Origin of the sequence: Curtobacterium sp. MCSS17_005, assembly GCF_003234225.2 — a bacterium.
Classification (GTDB): Bacteria; Actinomycetota; Actinomycetes; order Actinomycetales; family Microbacteriaceae; genus Curtobacterium; species Curtobacterium flaccumfaciens.
Genome location: NZ_CP126258.1, coordinates 256,349 through 273,296 on the forward strand (window position 1 = coordinate 256,349; position 16,948 = coordinate 273,296).

Below are 16,948 nucleotides of genomic sequence, written 5' to 3' on the forward strand. Positions count from 1 at the left end.
GGTCGCGGGGCCGTCTGTGCGGTCGGGCACCCGGCCGTAGCACCCGTGAGGACCCTCAGGTACTGAGCCGCCACCTCATCCTCCAGGACGATCCGCGACGAGCAGCGCGCTCCCTACTGTTGGCGACGGAGCGTGCGGAGGCGCATGCCCGTCGTACCAGGGGAGATCCGACGTGAACCGTTCGCCGAGACGCCGTTCCACCATCGCGCTGCAGATCGCGTGTTCGACACTCATCGCCGGGGCGCTCGCCGTCTCCGGCACGATCGCGGCGTTCCCGGCCACGGCCGCTCCGGGCGACGGGTCCACCGCCGCGACGGGGACGGCCACGATCACGACCCCGGGCACGCCCGTCGCGCAGGGTGACGACTGGACGGTCACGCCGACCGACGGCGGGTACACCGTCGTCCTGACCCTCGCCGATCCCCTGCCGCTCCGTGCGGCGGCCCCCGTCCTGCTCGTGGACGGCACCGACATCGGCGTCGCGCAGACGAGCCTCGACCAGCGGCAGCTGACGGTCACCACGACCGACCCCGCGGTCGCCGATGCCCGCAGCGTCGAGCTCGGCTGGACGGGCGAGGCCGACCTGCAGGGCAACCGGCAGGCCGCCACCGCGCCGCAGACGGTGGCGCCGACCGAAGCCCCGGCACCCCTGACCGACGACCCGGCGGCCGCGGGGCAGTACGCGGTGACCCGGGCCGACTACGACCTGGGCAACGAAGCCGAGACGATCAAGGGCTTCGGGCGCAAGGGCGAGATGCGAGCCGCGGTCTTCGTGCCGAAGGACGCTCCGGGCAAGCGCCCGGTCGTGGTGTTCCTGCACGGCCGCCACGAGGCCTGCTACGGCGGCACGTACAACCCGAAGGCGTGGCCGTGCGGGAAGGGACAGACCGACATCCCGAGCTACCTCGGCTACAACGCGGCGGCGACCGCGCTGGCGAGCCACGGCAACGTCGTCGTGTCGATCTCCGCGAACGCGATCAACGCCCTCGACGGCAGCTACTCGGACGACGGCGGAGCGGTGGCCCGCGGGCAACTCGTCCTCGACCACCTCAGCCTGCTGCAGCGGGCGGACGCCGGACAGGAGCCCCGGCTCTCGCCGCTGCTCACCGGCAAGCTCGACCTGCAGGACGTCGGCCTCATGGGCCACTCGCGCGGTGGTGACGGCGTGGTCCGCGCGGCCCTGCTCAACACGCAGCGCACCAGCCCCTTCGGCATCCGTGCCGTCCTGCCCCTGGCGCCGACCGACTTCGGGCGCATGACCCTGCCGGACACGAACACGGCGGTCGTCCTGCCGTACTGCGACGGCGACGTGTCCGACCTGCAGGGCCAGCACTTCTACGACGACTCCCGCGCCGCCTTCGGGGACGACGTGCTGCGCTCCTCGGTCCTGGTGATGGGTGCGAACCACAACTTCTTCAACACGACGTGGACGCCCGGCAAGTACGCGAAGGCGTCGTCGGACGACTGGTACGACGAGTCCGACGCGGTCTGCGGGGCGAAGGCGAAGCGCACCACGCGGCTGTCGTCCGACCAGCAGTACGCCGTCGGCACGAGCCTGATCAGTGGGTTCTTCCGCCTGACGCTCGACGGTGAGCAGCAGTTCCTGCCGATGTTCGACGGCACCAACCGCCAGCCCGCCGTCCTGGGCACCGCCGACATCCGGGTGAGCGCCTCCCAGCCCGGCGCGAGCCGGAGGGACCTCGCCCTGTTCGACACCGCGAACCCGGCGATCACCACGACCGGAGCCCTGACGGCGAAGACCTGCGCGAGCTCCGACTACCTGCCCGCGAAGCAGATCCTGCCGGCGTGCGTCTCGATCTCGTCCAACGCCCCGGACTACACCCCGGCGTACCTGGCGTCGTCGGTGCCGGCCACCCCCGCCCTGCACGTCTCGCCCACCAAGGCGGCGACCGGCGGTCAGGTGCACGTCCCGGTGGCTCCGGCGGCCGGAGACTTCACCGGGTTCCAGGCGCTGTTGCTCCGCCTCACCCCGGACGACACCGCGACGACGAACGCGAACGTCTCGATCACCCTCCGCGACGCGACCGGCGCCGTGGCGACCCGACGCGTGTCCGACACCAGCCGTGCCGGACAGCTGCTCCCCGGTACCCGGATGGCCCCGCGCAAGACGATCCTGCAGCAGGCGCGCATCCCCCTCGACGCGTTCACCGGCATCGACCTGACGTCGGTGCGCGAGGTGACCATCGACGTCCCGCAGAAGAACAGTGGGGTCCTGCTGAGTGACCTGTCGCTCGTGCCGGCCTCGGCCGTCGGCACCCCGGTGGTCACGAAGCGTCCGGCCGCACGCATCGCGGACCGGTTCGTCGACGAGGGCCGCACGCGCACGGTGGTCCGAGCAGCGGTCGTGCTCTCCCGACCGGCCGAGCAGGCCACGACGGTGTACTTCGACCTCGACCAGGCGTACGACGGGCGCATCCGTCCGGCGGTGCAGCCCGTCACGTTCCAGCCCGGCGAGGTCTGCCGCGCGGTGGCCGTCTCGGTGAACGGTGACCGCACCCCGTCGTTCTCGCGGACGTCGGACTACGCGATGACCCTCAGCAACACCCGGGGCGGATCGGTGATCGGTGACTCGATCGGCACGATGCGCATCCGCGAGGACGACGGCGTGCGCAGCGTGAACGGACGGTCGACCGCGTCCGCTCCGGCGGTCGGGACCCCGGGTGACGCGTGTGCCGAGGCGCAGGCGACCAGCACGGCCATCGCCGTGACGCCGACGAGCAGTCGGAAGGGTGCCAAGGTCGCGATCTCGGCGACGGGGTTCCGTGCCGGCGAGTCCGTCACCGTCAGCGTCGACGGCGGTCGGGCCACCCGCACGACGGCCAACGCCGACGGCAAGGTCCGCTTGAAGATCACGGGGACGGTGGCGGCACTGGCACCGGGCGCGCACGTGGTGCATGCCCGCGGGTACGGATCGGACCAGCGGGCCCGGGGCACCTTCACGACGACGGAGTAATCGCGCGACCTCGGCAGCACCGCTCAGCCGGTGCTGCCGAGGTCGGCACCCCGGTGCACGACGTCCTCCGCCATGGCCCGGATCCCGCGGCCCGCACCGGCAGCAGCACGTCGCAGGATCTGGAAGGCCTCGTCCATCCGGATGCCCCGGCGGTAGGCGAGGGCGCCCTTGGCCTGTTCGAGGAGTACCCGGGCCTCGAGCGCGTCCTCGACGTGGTCCTCGATCGTGACCGACACCCCGCGGTCGCGCTGTCGGACGAGGACGGCCGAAGCCGCGTCGGCGAGCAGTTGCATCAGCACGACGTCCTGGTCACTGTGCCCACGGGTGTGGTCGGCGAAGACGCACAGTGAGCCGATGGTCCGGTCCCGCAGGCGGATCGGCTCGGCGAACGTGCCCTGCAGCCCGCGTTCGCGCATCGTCGCCGTGAACGTCGGCCACTCCGACTCGTGCGTGGACACGTCGGGCGCGTCGATGGTCTTCCCGGTCCGGTAGCAGTCGAGACACGACCCCTCGTTCGTCCCGAGCTGCGCTTCTTCGGCCTCGCTGCTGCGCTCGCTCGTCGAGGCGATCACCTGCAGCGCACCGGACCGGTCGGCGAGCACGATCCCCGCCTCGGTCGCCGAGGTCCCCTCCACGCACGCCGCGATCACGCGGTCCATGGCGTCGAGCACCTCGAGGTCCGGGTCCAGGGTCGGCACCAACCGATCCGGCAGGTTGATCGCGTCACTGGTCGTCATGCGTCGACGCTACGACCAGACCGATGGCGCACGACTCAGCCAGTTCGCGTACCGGACGACCGCCGGATGCCCGTGACGACCCTTCCGCAATCCGCGTCCCTCGAAGTGCGGACTGGTGCGACCCCTGAACAGGGGGTCAGGATGACGCATCAGTTGCACAGAGCAACTGGCAGGTGCTTCACCGACAGAGGAGTCGTCATGAAGAAGTCCATCGCAGCCGCGTTCGCCGCGGTCGCCGTCATCACCGCCGGCGTGTTCGCCGCTTCGCCCGCCTCCGCGCTGCCCGTCAGCACGAAGGTCGTCGGCGGCGAGAAGGCCCCCACCACCTCGTGGGCGGTGCAGCTCGAAGCCTCCGGCGGCAGCATCCCCTCCGGCTACGTCAGCAACTGCACCGGCGAGCAGGTCAACGCCTCGTGGATCCTGACCGCCCGGCACTGCATCGACGGCATCGGCGCGATGAACGTCTACCACTCCAACTCCACCGTCAACCGCGGCACGGCCGTCGCCGTCGACCGCGTCAGCGCCTCGCCGGCGGGTGACATCGCGCTCGTGCACCTGCGGACCGCCTACTCGCTGTCCACCTACGCACCCCTCGACCTCGCCGCGACGGCCAAGTCGAGCGGCACCGGCACCATCCAGGGCTACGGCCTGCGTGCGAACGCGACCCAGTCAGACGGCCTGTACCAGGCCACCGTCTCGCTCACCGGCGCGAGCACCGACGCCTTCAACGGTCGTGCCCAGCACCTCACCGGCGTGACGGGCGCATCGAACCACGGCGACTCGGGCGGCCCGCTGCTCGTCAACGGCAAGGTCGTCGCCGTCTGCTCCACCGGCGACAGCGCCGACCCCGGCGCGAACACCAAGGCCGGCTCCAACTACGCCCTGCTGTCGCAGGCCTCGTCCTGGATCCGGACCACGGCCGGCGTCTGAACCACCTGACGCCACTGGAGGCGCGGTGCCGGCTGGCACCGCACCTCCAGTGGCGTCCCCACCCGTCTTCAGAACCGGGGTCGCCTGCTCGGCGTCCGTCACCCACCAGCTGAGCGCCCGTGCGGGCGCTGCGACGACAGTGGGGCCATGAGCCAGTACGAGAAGCGCGATCCGAACACCCTCTACCCGGCACCGCCGTACCCGAAGCAGGAGCAGTCGCTGCCGGGGGCCGCGTGGAAGATGGACCCGAAGCCCGACCACGGCGAGGAGAGCTACGTCGGGCTCGGACGGCTGAAGGGGTACCGCGGCATCGTCACCGGTGCGGATTCCGGCATCGGCCGTGCCGCCGCCATCGCGCTGTCACGCGAAGGCGCCGACCTGGTGCTCTCGTACCTGCCGGACGAGCAGGAGGACGCGGAACAGGTCCGCGACCTGCTCGAGTCCGAGGGCCGTCGCGCCGTGCTGTTCCCCGGGGACATCTCCGACGAGCAGTACTGCACCGACCTGGTGCAGAAGGGCGTCGACGAGTTCGGCGGCCTCGACACCCTGGTCATGGTCGCGGGGCGCATGGAGAGCAACGAGGACATCCTCACGCTCGACACGTCGATGTTCGACTCCACCTTCAAGACCAACATCTACTCGCTGTTCTGGCTGACCAAGGCTGCGGTGCCGCACCTCGAGCCCGGGTCGACCATCGTGACGACCGGCTCGATCCAGGCGTCCACGCCCTCGCCGGACAAGATCGACTACGCCGTGTCGAAGGGTGCGATCAAGCTCTTCACCGAGGCCGTCGCGCAGCAGCTCGCGCCGAAGGGCATCCGTGTGAACTCCGTCGCGCCGGGGCCGGTGTGGACGCCGCTGCAGCCGGGTTCCGACGACGCCGAGACGGTGTCGCACTTCGGGGAGAGCTCGCCGTTCGGCCGTCCCGGTCAGCCCGCCGAGCTCGGTGCCGCCTACGTGCACCTGGTCAGCCCGGAGTCGAGCTACCAGTCCGGGTCGACGATCACGATCGCCGGTGGGACGCCGGCGTTCTGATTCTGGGGTTCTGGGGTTCTGGGGTTCTGCGTTCGAGGAAGGGGACCACGTGTCCGGAGTGACGCACACCGTGCTGGTCGAGTGGGACGGGGAGGACCGGTCGTCCGAGGCCTCGGCCCTGTCGAGTGAGCACCTGCCACGGGTCGAGGGGGTCGAGTCGGTGCAGTCCGGCACGAGCGTGAGCACCGAGGGGTTGGAGGGCGGGTTCCACTGGATGCTCGTCGTCCGGTTCCGCGATCGTGCCGCGCTCGCCGGGTACCTGCCGCACCCGGAGCACCGGCCGGTGGCCGAGTTCATCGGAGCGGCGAGTGCGCGGGTGGTCGTGTTCGACGTCGAGGACGCCGACTGATCGCTGCGGCCGGGTCCGGCGTCGCGGACGGGCCGGGTGCCTAGGACCGGACCTGCTCGGCCGCGAGCAGCCCGAGGAGCGACAGGGCATCCGCGTCGGGTGAGCCGACCGGGGCCGTGTAGAGCACCAGGTGCTGGTCTCGGTCGGTGAGCGCGAGGCTGTCGCAGTCGACCGTGACCGATCCGACCGACGGGTGCCGGAAGGTCTTGGTGAGCACGGGCGTCATCTGCACGTCGTGCTGGTCCCAAAGTCGCCCGAATTCGCTGTCGCCCGCACGGAGCTCCTCGATCAGATCACCCACGGCGGGGTCGTCCGGGTACCGGGTCCGGGCCGCCCGGAGCTGCATGACGACGTGGCGCCGGAACTCGGCGCCGTCGGAGATCCCGTACGGCGGCGGGGTCTCCGGACCGGGGTGTGCGGGGAACGCCCGCCGGGCCAGGTTCCGCTCGGCCGGGTCGAGCACCGAGAAGTCCTCCATGAGCGCTGCGGCGAGGGCGTTCCACGCGAGCACGTCGAAGGTCGCGGACAGGACGATCGCCGCGGTCTGCGGCAGCCGGTCCACGAGCGCGAGGATGCTCGGCCGGACGTCGCGGCGCACCCGGCCCAGCTGCAGTGCGGCCGTGCCGGCCAGTGCGTGCAGGTGGTCGGACTCCGCCGGGGTGAGCAGGAGCGACCCGGCGATGCCCGCGAGGACCTCGGCGGAGGGCCGGGGTGCGCGGCCCTGCTCGAGTCGGACGTAGTACTCGGTCGAGATGTGGGCGAGGACCGCTACTTCCTCACGACGGAGCCCGGGCGTCCGACGTCGTGGTCCCGACGGCAACCCGACGTCCTCGGGGCGCAGGCGTTCGCGTCGAGAGCGGAGGAACGCGGCGAGTTCCGGCTTGTCCATGGCACGAGTCTCCACCGGTTCGGGGCCCGGATCCTGGTACCGCTCGTACCTGTATCCGGTCGGTCGTCCGGCGTGACGCTGATCCCGTGAACAACGACACCACCACCAGTCCCATCGGCCTCCTGTCCGACAAGGTCGTCCTCATCACCGGCGCGAGCCGCGGCATCGGTGCGGCGGCCGCCCGACTCTTCGCTCGGGAGGGCGCCCGGGTCGTCCTGGCCGCCCGCAGCACCGACGCACTCGACACCGTCGTCGCCGACGTCCGAGCGGCTGGGGGCACCGCCGATGCCGTCGCGCTCGACCTCGCCGACCCTGTCAGCATCCGTGCGGCGGTGGCCCGCGTCGACGAGTTGCACGGTCGGCTCGACGGGGCCTTCAACAACGGCGCGACCATCCAGCAGCCCGGGCCGCTCGACACCACCAGCGACGAGGACATCGACACCCAGTTCGCGGTGAACTTCCGCGGACACTGGGTGGCGATGAACGCCGAAGCCGAACTGATGCGTCGCGGCGCAGGCGGCGCCATCGTCAACACCTCGAGCATCGGCAGCCGCCGTGCCAACCCGGCGCTGCCTGCCTACGGTGCGATGAAGCGTGCGTTGAACAGCATCACCGAGACCGCGGCCGTCACCTGGGCCCCGGCGCACATCCGGGTGAACGGCATCACCCCCGGCGGCACCGCGACCGAGATGATCGACGCGTGGGAGGCCGCGACGCCGGGCATCGTCGACCAGATCAACGCCACGGTGCCGCTCGGTCGGATGGCCGAGCCCGAGGAGGTCGCCGAGGTCGCGGCCTGGCTGCTCAGCGATCGCGCGTCGATGGTCACCGGAGCGATCGTCCCCGTGGACGGTGGCGCCGGGGCCTGACGACGAGGCGCCCGCCCCCCCCCTGGCAGTATGGGGCGATGGCCAGCGCTGTCCGCCTCATCCGGTCCGACGTCCTGAGCGACGCGGCGCAGTACGCGTACGCGTCCACGGTGCCGAGCGGGACCCGGCTCGTGTTCCTCGCCGGGGCTTGTCCGCTCGCCCCGGACGGGTCGACCGTCGCGGTCGGCGACCACGCGGGCCAGGCTGCCCGGTGCATCGAGACGATGCAGGAGGCGCTGCGTGCCGCAGGTGCGTCCATCGAGGACGTCGTGAGCACCCGGGTGCTCGTGGCGTCCTCGCGGCAGGCCGACCTCGTCGCCGCATGGCAGGTGGTGCGCGATGCCTTCGGGACGCACGACGTGCCGAGCACCCTGCTCGGGGTCACGGTGCTCGGCTACGACGACCAGCTGGTCGAGATCGAAGCCGTCGCGGCCGTCACCGACTGAAGGCGGCGGGGTCGCTGCGGACCCGCACCGCGCAACCAATGAGAATCCGCGCCACGTGGACGCGTGGTTCGAGGACCCTTCGGTTGTGCGAGGCACACAGAAGTCGCCCGCCCCCGAGTCACTCCACCAACGACTGCGTCCCCACCACGATCGCCAGGGCCAGCCGCTCCGCGTCCACCGATCCGGGCTCGGCCGTGTACGCCAGGATCCGCAGGTCCTCCGGCCCGACGACCAGGGTGTCGCAGTCGAGCGTGATCAGCCCGACGTCCGGGTGGTCGATCACCTTCCGGCGGGCGGTCTCGCCCGGCGCGGTCGCACCTGAGTCCCACAGCTCGACGAACCGCGGGCTCGCCGCCCGCAGCTCTCGCACGAGCTGCTGCAGCTGGCGGTCGAGCGGGTAGCGGGCCGCGGTCATCCGGAGCCCCGCCACCAGGTTCGCCTCGAACGCCGCCTGCTCCTCGGGCGTGTGCACGGCGCGGCTGCCGGATCCGACCAGGTGCCGCCACGCGGTGTTCCGGTCGTTCCCGCGCAGCGCCCCGATCGGCCCCATCAGCGCGTCGTACGGGGCGTTGGCGACGAGCAGGTTCCCCGCGGCGTCGAGCACCGCGACCGGGGTGTCCGCCAGTCGGTCGAGCAGCCGCTGCACGCTCGGCGGGATCCGCGACGGCACCACGTCGGCGCCGGGGACCGCGTGCCCGGCGAGCCGGTAGAGCAGCTCGCGGTCGGCATCGGCGACCCGCAGTGCGCGCGCGAGCGCCTCGACGACCTGGGCGGACGGCGAGGTCGCCCGCCCCTGCTCGAGCCGGGTCAGGTAGTCGGCCGAGATCCCCGCGAGGCCGGCCAGCTCCTCACGCCGCATACCGGTCGCGCGCCGACGCGGCCCGACGACCATGCCCGCCGCCTCGGGGGAGACGTGGTCGCGCAGCCGCCGCAGGGTGTGCCCGAAGTCCGTGTCCGCCATGTCCCCAGTCTGCGCGCGACGGGCGACCGGGTCCTGGCCCTGCCGGTCCTACCAATGGGAGGATCGGCAGCGTCTCCCGTCGCCCGAACACCCGAGGTCAGCACCGTGAAGTCGTACACGATCGGTCCGAGCCCGTTCGGGCCCGGCGAGGACGCCGTGCTGCGGGGCCCGTGGGACCCGAAGATCGGCAAGCTCGTCCGGTCCGGCAAGGTGCAGGGGCTCCGCATCGGCGCGGGGTTCCCCGACACGCACATCGAGTTCGTCCGGGACCTCCCGCTCCGGCGCTTCTTCATGATCGCTCGGCACGTGGACGACGTCTCGGCGCTCGGGACGCTGCACGACCTGGAGTTCCTCCACCTGCACGCCGGGTTGAAGGTGCGGATCGACCTCGCGGCGTTCCCGCGGCTGCGCCGTCTCGCCGTCGCGTTCTGGATGTACCTCGACGGCGGGGTCACGAACGCGGCGCCGCTCGACGACCTGTACGCGGGGCACTACTCGGCGGACGACCTGCAGCCGCTCTCCGCGATGACCTCGCTCCGCAAGCTCCGTCTCGACGACTGGCCGAGCCTCCGGTCGTTGCACGGGGTGGAATCACTGATCGGGTTGGACGACCTGACCGTGGCCGTCGCCCGCCGACTCAGCGACGTCAGCGGAGTCCGAGGTCTCGCGGCGAACCTGCGGCGGTTGGACCTCGAGAGCAACCGGAAGATCCCGGACCTGGACCCCGTGGCCGGTCTGACACGGCTCCGTCATCTCAATGCTGCGAACTGCGGCGACTTCCCGACCCTCGACCCACTCCGGGGATTGACCGCTCTCGAGACGCTGCACCTCTACGAGTCGACTCGGATCGTCGACGGCGACCTGCGCGTGCTGCTCGAACTGCCCGCATTGCGGGATGTCCGGATCTCGAACCGCCGCCACTACGTGCCGACGGTCAGAGCGGTGCACGAGGCGCTCGACGCTCGGCAGTCTGCCTGACCCTGACCCTGGCCCTGCCGGTCCTACGACAACCGGGTGACTCCCTGCGGTCGCCGCCGAGCACGACGCTGGACCCATGACAACGACACTCATCACCGGGGCCACCCGCGGCCTCGGCAAGGAAGCCGCCCGCCAGCTCGTCGAGGCGGGCCACACCGTCTGGATCGGCGCACGTGACGCCGACCAGGGCGCCGCGGTCGCCGCGGAGATCGGCACCCGCTCCGTCCAGCTCGACGTCCGCGACGACGACTCGGTCGCCGCGGCCTTCGCCCACGTCGACGCGAACGGCGGACTCGACGTGCTGGTCAACAACGCCGGCATCGCCGTCTGGGGGCAGAGCGGGCCCGAGGCGCTCGCCGTCTTCGACACGAACGCCGTCGGCACGATCCGCGCGACCGAGGCCGCGCTGCCGCTCCTGCGTCGCTCCGCGAACCCCATCGTGGTGAACCTGTCGAGTGCGCTCGGCTCCTTCACCGCCACCCACGACCCGTCGAAGCCCGCGTTCACCGTGCCGGCCGTGGTCTACGGCGCGTCGAAGGCCGCCGTCTCGATGCTGACGGTGCAGTACGCACGCGTCGTGCCCGAGGTGCACTTCGTCGCGATCGAGCCCGGCTACACGGCCACCGAGTTCGGTGGCATGCCGAACCCGCACGGTCGCCCCGTCGAGGTCAGCGCCGCGACGATCGCGGCAGCCGCGAGCGCGGGCCCGGAGGGCCCCACCGGCGTGTTCCTGGAGGACGGCCAGACGCTCGGGTGGTGACGTCGTGACGGCCTGGAGGCCCGTGGCGGCGCCGCCACGGGCCTCCAGGCCGTCGTCCGCTCGCGTCTACAGCAGCTGGCGCGCGTTGGTGGACGCGAGGTCCAGCAGCTCGTCGCCGCGACCCGACAGCACCGTGCGGATGGCGTAGAGCGTGAAGCCCTTCGCCTGCTCGAGCGTGACCGCCGGGGGCATGGAGAGTTCCTGGCGGTTCGCGCGGACCGACACGAGCGCCGGGCCGTCGTGCGCGAGCGCGGCGGCCATGGCGTCCTCGAAGTCGTCGGACACGTCGACGTGGAACCCCTTGATGCCGATCGCCTCGGCGACGGCGGCGAAGTCCGGGTTCTGCAGCTCGGTGCCGTAGTTCACGAAGCCGGCGGCCTTCATCTCGAGCTCGACGAAGTTGAGCGACGAGTTGTCGAACACGACGATCTTCACCGGCAGCTTGTTCTGCACGATCGTGATGAGCTCACCGAGGAGCATCGTCAGCCCGCCGTCACCGGCCAGGGCGATCACCTGCCGGTCCGGGAACGCAGTCTGCGCACCGATCGCCTGCGGGACGGCGTTCGCCATCGTGCCGTGCACGAACGAGCCGATCAGCCGGCGCTTGCCGTTCATGGTGAGGTAGCGCGAGGCCCAGACGACGGGGGAGCCGACGTCGGGGATGAAGACGGCGTCCTCCGCGGCGAGCCGGTCGAGCACCCGGGCGACGTACTGCGGGTGCAGCGGCTTCTTCCGGCCGGCGGGCACGGCCAGGTCGTCGAGCTTCTCGCGGGTCTTGCGGTAGTGCTTGAGCGAGTCCTCGAGGTGCTTCGTCGGGTGCGAGCCGGTCAGCAGCGGGATGAGCGCGAGGGCGGTGTCCTTGACGGTGCCGACCAGCCCGATGTCGACGGGGTGCCGCCGGCCGAGCTGTGAACCGCGGATGTCGACCTGCACGTGCTTCGCCTTGGCGGGGAAGAACTGCTGGTACGGGAAGTCCGTGCCGAGCATGAGCACGACGTCGGCGTCCTCCATCGCGCGGTACCCGGAAGCGAAGCCGAGCAGTCCCGTCATGCCGACGTCGTACGGGTTGTCGTACTCGATGTACTCCTTGCCGCGCAGCGCGTGCACGATCGGGGCCTGCAGTCGCTCGGCCAGGGCGACGACCTCGTCGTGGGCGTCCGCGACGCCGGCTCCGGCCAGGATCGTGATCCGGTCGGCACCGTTCAGCAGGTCGGCGGTGCGCTGCAGCTCGGCCTCGCTCGGCACGATGCGCGGGGTGGTCCGCTCGATGCGGGTGACCCGGTCGTCCTTCGCCTCGGCGAGCAGCACGTCGCCGGGGATCACGAGCACCGCGACGCCGCGCTTCTCGATCGCCTCACGCATCGCGATCTCGAGCAGGCGGGGCATCTGCACCGGGTCGGCGACGTACTCGACGTAGACGGAGCACTCGCGGAACAGCTCCTGCGGGTGCGTCTCCTGGAAGTAGCCGGAGCCGATCTCCGCCGTGGGGATGTGGGCGGCGATCGCCAGCACCGGCACCCGCGACCGGTTCGCGTCGTACAGGCCGTTGATCAGGTGCAGGTTGCCGGGCCCGCAGCTGCCGGCGCAGACGGTCAGGTCACCGGTCAGGGCGGCCTCGGCCGAGGCGGCGAACGCAGCCGCTTCCTCGTGACGGACGTGCTCCCACCGCATCGTGTCGTCCTTGCGCAGGGCGTCGGTGAAGCCGTTCAGGGAGTCCCCGGGCAGGCCGTAGACCCGGTGGATGTCGTTGGCGCGGAGGGTGGCGACGATGTTCTCGGCAACGGTTGGCATGTGCCCTGTCTACTCGCGACCGCTGCGCTGAACGCTTTCGGAGTCTTGTGAGGCTCACTCGTCCTGGGATGCCGGGGTCGGGCTGCGACGATGGCGGGATGACCGACGACGCGCCGCTCCTCCGTCCCCGCCGACGGGAGCCCGCCGCGTACGGGATCCTCGAGCGCTCGCCGTACCCGCTCGTCTCGGTGGCGATCGCCGTCATCGCGGTCGTGGTCATCACCATCGTCGGGTTCACCCTCGGCACCGTGGACCTGGGGCTGTCCGAGGCCCTCAACGCGCTGCACACCGGGTTCATCGGGGCGTTCAGCACGGCGGTCTACCACGTGATCAGCCCGGCACCGGCGATCGGGATCACGGTCGTCGTCGTCGCCGTGATCTGGTGGCGCACGCGAGACCTGCGACCGGCCCTGGCGTTCGGCGGCACCATCGCGATCACGTGGGTGCCGTCAGCGATCGTGAAGGAGATCGTGCACCGCGCCCGGCCCGACGTCGCCGTGCTGCCGCACCCGTTCCCCGTGCAGCCCGACCCCGGGTACCCGAGCGGGCACACGGTCTACATCACGGCGTTCGTCATCGCGCTGATCTGGCTGCTCCGCGAGACCCGGTGGCACCGGCTTGCCCTGACGCTCGGGGTCGTGGCCATCGTGATCGTGTTCTTCGCGGTGTCGATCGACGCGGTCCACTACCCGACCGACGCCGCTGCCTCGATCCTGTGGGCGCTCGCCGTGGCGCCGGGGGTGCGGGTGGTGTGGGTCGACTGGCTCATGCCGCGGGTGCCGTTCCTGCGGCCGGGGCGGGGCTGACGCCGGGCTGGTCGGGCTGGGTCTGGGGGCGGTCGCGGGTGGTCTGGTCGACGTGGAACGACACTGTCGACGTCGGGCGACGTCGACAGTGTCGTTCGGGGTCAGCGGGCGGTGTCGTTGTTCGTCAGCGGGCCGTGCTGGTCCGGCCCCGCGCCGCGAGCAGCGCCACGACGGCCACCACGGCGGCGGCGAGCATCACGATCGCCAGCGGTGCCGCGGTGTCCGAGCCGCCGATGCTGACGAGCGGGGACACGAGCGCCGCGAGCCCGAACTGCAGGGCACCGAGCACGGCCGAGGCGCTGCCGGCGGCCGAGGGCACGGCACCGAGGGCGAGGGCCGTGGCGTTGCCGAGCACCAGACCGAGCGACCCCACCGCGGTGAACAGCGGCACGGCGAGCCAGATCACCGGCGCCCCGGAGACGACGAGCAGCGCGAACGCCACGGTCGACGCGAGCACCAGCACGATGCCGAGCGACAGCACGCCCGTGACCGAACGGGTCGCGGTGAGCTTGGCGGACAGGATGCTGACGCCCATCAGCGCCAGGGCGTTCAGCCCGAAGGCCAGGCCGTAGCCGACCGTGCCGAAGCCGATCATGTCCTGGTACAGGAACGGCGACGCGGAGATGTAGGCCATCATGACGGCGAACGCGAAGCCGAACACGGCGGTGTAGCCGAGGAACGTGCGGGAGCGCAGGGCACGGAGCGCCGAGCCGGAGCCACGGCGTTCCTCGCGCAGGGCGTCGCGGTGTTCCTTCAGGTGGGTCTCGCGGATCACGGCGAGGACCGCGATGAGCATGACGACCGACAGGCCGAGCACGATCGAGAGCAGGCCGCGCCAGCCGATCGGACCGGTGAGCAGGCCGCCGAGCAGCGGTGCGACGACCGGGGCGACCCCGCCGACGATCATCATGAGCGAGAACGCACGGGCGGCGGACTTGCCGGTCGCCAGGTCGGAGATGACCGCACGGCTGATCACCATGCCGGCCGCACCGCCGAGGCCCTGCAGCAGGCGGGCAGCGATGAGCACGCCGATGTTCGGCGCGAGCACCGCGGCGATGCTCGCGAGCACGCACACCGCGGCACCGGCGATGAGCGGCGGCACGCGGCCGAACCGGTCGGACAGCGGACCGAACACGAGCTGGCCTGCGGTCACGCCCACCAGGAACGCGGTCAGGGTGAGCTGGACGGCGGTGGCGCTCGCCCCGAGCTCGGTGGTCATCTGCGGGAACGCCGGCAGGTACAGGTCGGTGGCGAAGGGGGCGACGGCACTGAGCAGGCCGAGCACCAGGAGCAGCGCGGTCGTGATGCCCTGCTGCTTGGTCGTGGGTGTCGCGATCGTCGCGCGGATGGTTCCGGTGTCCGTGGTCATTGTTATGAAAGCATAACTCATCGCCCGAGATCGGTACAGTACGGTCATGCACTCCGCCGTGTCCGACCACGTCCTCGCCGAGTTCGCGGACGTCCTGCTCCGGATCGCGCGTGACATCGACCCGCACGGCTCGGAGACCCTCGACATCGTGCCGCTGACCGGCACCGAGGCGCTCGTGATGCGCTGGATCAACCGCAACCCCGGCACCTCGCCCAGTGCCACCGCCGAGGCCACGGCCCTGCAGCGCAGCAACCTCAGCGTCGCACTCCGGTCGCTCGTGGCGAAGGGCATGATCGAGCGGCGCCAGGACCCCGCCGACGCCCGGACCGTGCAGCTGCACTCGACCGTGCTGGCCCAAGAGAGCGTCGACCGGCTCTACCGGCACTGGTCCGGCAAGCTCCGCACGGCACTCGGCGGCGACGAGCGGGGCACGGCCGAGGCGCTCGAGCTGCTGCAGCGGATCGACGACGGACTGCGCGCGGGTTAGGCGACGGCGTCCTCGGCGGTGGCGGCGGCGGCATCCTCGGCGGCATCGTCCTGGATCGGCAGCAGGCGACGCGCGCCGTGCCCCTCGTCGCCCAGGGCATCACCCGGGTTCACGACCGAGCATGCTCCGAGCGAGACGCACCCGCAGCCGATGCACTGCGTCATCTCCTGCTGCAGGCGCTCGAGCTCGAGCTGACGGGCCCGGAGTCGTGCGCGCCACCGCTCGTTCAACCGGTTCCAGTCGCGCAGCGAGGGCATGCGGTCGGCGGGCAGGGCCTCGAACTGCTCGGCGACCTCGCTGAGCGGGATGCCGAGGCGTTTGGCCACCTGGATGATCGCGATCCGCCGCTCGACGTGCCGCGGGTACATCCGCGTGCCGCCGTCGGTGCGCTCCGGGTGGATCAGGCCCTTGCGCTCGTAGAAGTGCAGGGCCGAGGCGGCGACGCCGGTGCGGCGGACGATCTCGCCGATGGGCAGCAGGTCGGTCGGCCGCGGCGCCGGGATCTCGACCATGGTGGAGATCCTACTGCTGGAACGACTCCCAGAGCAGGAACCCGGTGAACAGCACGAACGGCGTGCAGGCGACCACGTTGAGCCAGCGGTGCTCGACGATCACCGCGGCGAACTCCCGCAGGAACGCACTCGGCACGTAGTAGGCCGCCGTGCGCGCGCCGACGACCTGGGCCGGCAGGTCGAGGCGACGGGCCAGGGTCGCGGCCCGCAGTACGTGGTAGTTGTTCGTGACCACGACCATCTGGCCGTCCCGCCCGGCCGCCGTCTGCACGTCCCGCGAGAACCGCAGGTTCTCGCGGGTGTTCCGTGACGCGGTCTCCGCCACGACGTCGTCCGGGTCGGCACCGTGCGTCACCAGGTACTCGGCCATCGCGGTGCCCTCGGGGCGGGGTTCGTCGTCGCCCTGTCCGCCGGACGGCACGAGGAGCGGTCGGCGTCCGGCTGCCCGTTCGGCCCGGTAGACGCCGAGCGCCCGGTCGAGTCGACTCTGCAGCAGGGGCGGGACCTCGCCGTGCACGAGCCCGGAGCCGAGGACCACGATCGTGTCGGGGACGATGCCGTGCCGCGTCCGCCCGTAGACCACGGAGTACAGGGCGAACGCGACCAGCGACAGCGCGAAGTACCCGCAGACGAACACCATCAGGACGGCGATCGCGATCTTCGTGCCGTCCCACAGCGTGAAGCCCTCACCGCTGCCCGAGACGAGCAGGGCGATGGCGACCGCCGGCAGCACGAACACCGCCACCCCGGCGGCGAGCGACAGCAGGTTGCCGACACTGCGCCCCTCGGCCCGGAGCATCTGCAGACCGTTCGCGACCAGGGCGACCCCGAGCACCACGACGGCCAGCGGCACGAGCAGCAGCACCACGGCGACGAGCAGGCTGAACCCGGGGACCACCCTGGTGAGCACGGCCACGACCGTCGCGAGCCCGAACAGCACGGCCGCCGTCAGGAACACCCCGTTGCGGAGCATCCGCGGGTCCCGTCGCCGCCCCAGGACGTACAGCACCAGGAACAGCAGGGCGAAGACGGGAGCGGCGCCCAGCCCGAGCACC

At 71.6% G+C, this 16,948-nt stretch carries 17 protein-coding genes; 10 read left to right on the plus strand and 7 right to left on the minus strand.

The features are described 5' to 3' along the window. Nucleotides 1-172 precede the first annotated feature (172 nt). Nucleotides 173-2,974 carry an alpha/beta hydrolase gene (locus DEJ20_RS01275; protein ID WP_111236201.1) on the plus strand — a complete coding sequence of 934 codons (2,802 nt, stop codon included), beginning with the start codon at nt 173-175 and terminating at the stop codon, nt 2,972-2,974. Between the two features lie 23 nt (nt 2,975-2,997). On the opposite strand, the gene DEJ20_RS01280 is transcribed toward DEJ20_RS01275, so the two are convergent. Beyond that, nucleotides 2,998-3,711: a GAF and ANTAR domain-containing protein gene (locus DEJ20_RS01280; protein WP_111236200.1), complete on the minus strand. Its 714-nt coding sequence runs from the start codon at nt 3,709-3,711 to the stop codon at nt 2,998-3,000. A gap of 198 nt (nt 3,712-3,909) precedes the next feature. On the opposite strand from DEJ20_RS01280, the gene DEJ20_RS01285 reads away from it, so the two are divergent. From DEJ20_RS01285 to DEJ20_RS01295, 3 genes are all read left to right on the plus strand, one after another. Continuing rightward, nucleotides 3,910-4,641 (plus strand): S1 family peptidase, encoded by a 732-nt coding sequence (locus tag DEJ20_RS01285; protein WP_111236199.1) that lies wholly within the window; start codon nt 3,910-3,912, stop codon nt 4,639-4,641. 147 nt (nt 4,642-4,788) lie between these two features. Then, a complete protein-coding gene (locus tag DEJ20_RS01290) occupies nt 4,789-5,676 on the plus strand; it encodes an SDR family oxidoreductase (protein ID WP_110858568.1) in 888 nt (295 codons plus the stop codon). 49 nt (nt 5,677-5,725) lie between these two features. Next, a complete protein-coding gene (locus tag DEJ20_RS01295; protein ID WP_181431617.1) occupies nt 5,726-6,025 on the plus strand; it encodes a Dabb family protein in 300 nt (99 codons plus the stop codon). A gap of 40 nt (nt 6,026-6,065) precedes the next feature. On the opposite strand, the gene DEJ20_RS01300 is transcribed toward DEJ20_RS01295, so the two are convergent. Beyond that, the gene (locus DEJ20_RS01300) at nt 6,066-6,914 is read right to left on the minus strand and encodes a helix-turn-helix transcriptional regulator (RefSeq protein ID WP_111236197.1); all 849 of its coding nucleotides are present in this window, start codon (nt 6,912-6,914) and stop codon (nt 6,066-6,068) included. Between the two features lie 86 nt (nt 6,915-7,000). On the opposite strand from DEJ20_RS01300, the gene DEJ20_RS01305 reads away from it, so the two are divergent. Continuing rightward, nucleotides 7,001-7,783 (plus strand): SDR family NAD(P)-dependent oxidoreductase, encoded by a 783-nt coding sequence (locus tag DEJ20_RS01305; protein WP_111236196.1) that lies wholly within the window; start codon nt 7,001-7,003, stop codon nt 7,781-7,783. Nucleotides 7,784-7,821: 38 nt separating this feature from the next. After that, nucleotides 7,822-8,229: a RidA family protein gene (locus DEJ20_RS01310; protein ID WP_111236195.1), complete on the plus strand. Its 408-nt coding sequence runs from the start codon at nt 7,822-7,824 to the stop codon at nt 8,227-8,229. A gap of 118 nt (nt 8,230-8,347) precedes the next feature. Here the strand turns inward: DEJ20_RS01310 and DEJ20_RS01315 are convergent, their stop codons facing one another. Further along, nucleotides 8,348-9,190 (minus strand): helix-turn-helix transcriptional regulator, encoded by an 843-nt coding sequence (locus DEJ20_RS01315; RefSeq protein ID WP_111236194.1) that lies wholly within the window; start codon nt 9,188-9,190, stop codon nt 8,348-8,350. A gap of 105 nt (nt 9,191-9,295) precedes the next feature. On the opposite strand from DEJ20_RS01315, the gene DEJ20_RS01320 reads away from it, so the two are divergent. Next, nucleotides 9,296-10,168, plus strand: coding sequence for a leucine-rich repeat domain-containing protein (locus DEJ20_RS01320; RefSeq protein WP_111236193.1), 873 nt, complete (start codon nt 9,296-9,298; stop codon nt 10,166-10,168). Between the two features lie 76 nt (nt 10,169-10,244). Then, the gene (locus DEJ20_RS01325) at nt 10,245-10,928 is read left to right on the plus strand and encodes an SDR family NAD(P)-dependent oxidoreductase (protein ID WP_111236192.1); all 684 of its coding nucleotides are present in this window, start codon (nt 10,245-10,247) and stop codon (nt 10,926-10,928) included. 66 nt (nt 10,929-10,994) lie between these two features. Here the strand turns inward: DEJ20_RS01325 and poxB are convergent, their stop codons facing one another. Next, nucleotides 10,995-12,719, minus strand: a complete 1,725-nt coding sequence (poxB, locus tag DEJ20_RS01330) for a ubiquinone-dependent pyruvate dehydrogenase (protein ID WP_111236191.1) — start codon at nt 12,717-12,719, stop codon at nt 10,995-10,997. 98 nt (nt 12,720-12,817) lie between these two features. Between poxB and DEJ20_RS01335 the strand changes: the two genes are divergently transcribed. Then, complete coding sequence (locus tag DEJ20_RS01335; protein ID WP_181431616.1) at nt 12,818-13,525, plus strand: phosphatase PAP2 family protein; 708 nt, start codon at nt 12,818-12,820, stop codon at nt 13,523-13,525. Between the two features lie 124 nt (nt 13,526-13,649). On the opposite strand, the gene DEJ20_RS01340 is transcribed toward DEJ20_RS01335, so the two are convergent. After that, nucleotides 13,650-14,894: a multidrug effflux MFS transporter gene (locus DEJ20_RS01340; protein ID WP_111236189.1), complete on the minus strand. Its 1,245-nt coding sequence runs from the start codon at nt 14,892-14,894 to the stop codon at nt 13,650-13,652. A gap of 46 nt (nt 14,895-14,940) precedes the next feature. Between DEJ20_RS01340 and DEJ20_RS01345 the strand changes: the two genes are divergently transcribed. Beyond that, entirely contained in the window at nt 14,941-15,381 is a 441-nt protein-coding gene (locus tag DEJ20_RS01345) for a MarR family winged helix-turn-helix transcriptional regulator (protein ID WP_258377232.1), read from the plus strand. Here the strand turns inward: DEJ20_RS01345 and soxR are convergent. Both soxR and DEJ20_RS01355 read right to left on the minus strand, forming a co-directional pair. After that, nucleotides 15,378-15,893: a redox-sensitive transcriptional activator SoxR gene (soxR, locus tag DEJ20_RS01350; RefSeq protein WP_111236188.1), complete on the minus strand. Its 516-nt coding sequence runs from the start codon at nt 15,891-15,893 to the stop codon at nt 15,378-15,380. The two genes, DEJ20_RS01345 and soxR, sit on opposite strands and share 4 nt — an antisense overlap. A 10-nt stretch (nt 15,894-15,903) precedes the next feature. Further along, nucleotides 15,904-16,947 (minus strand): YdcF family protein, encoded by a 1,044-nt coding sequence (locus tag DEJ20_RS01355; protein ID WP_258377231.1) that lies wholly within the window; start codon nt 16,945-16,947, stop codon nt 15,904-15,906. Nucleotide 16,948 lies beyond the last annotated feature (1 nt).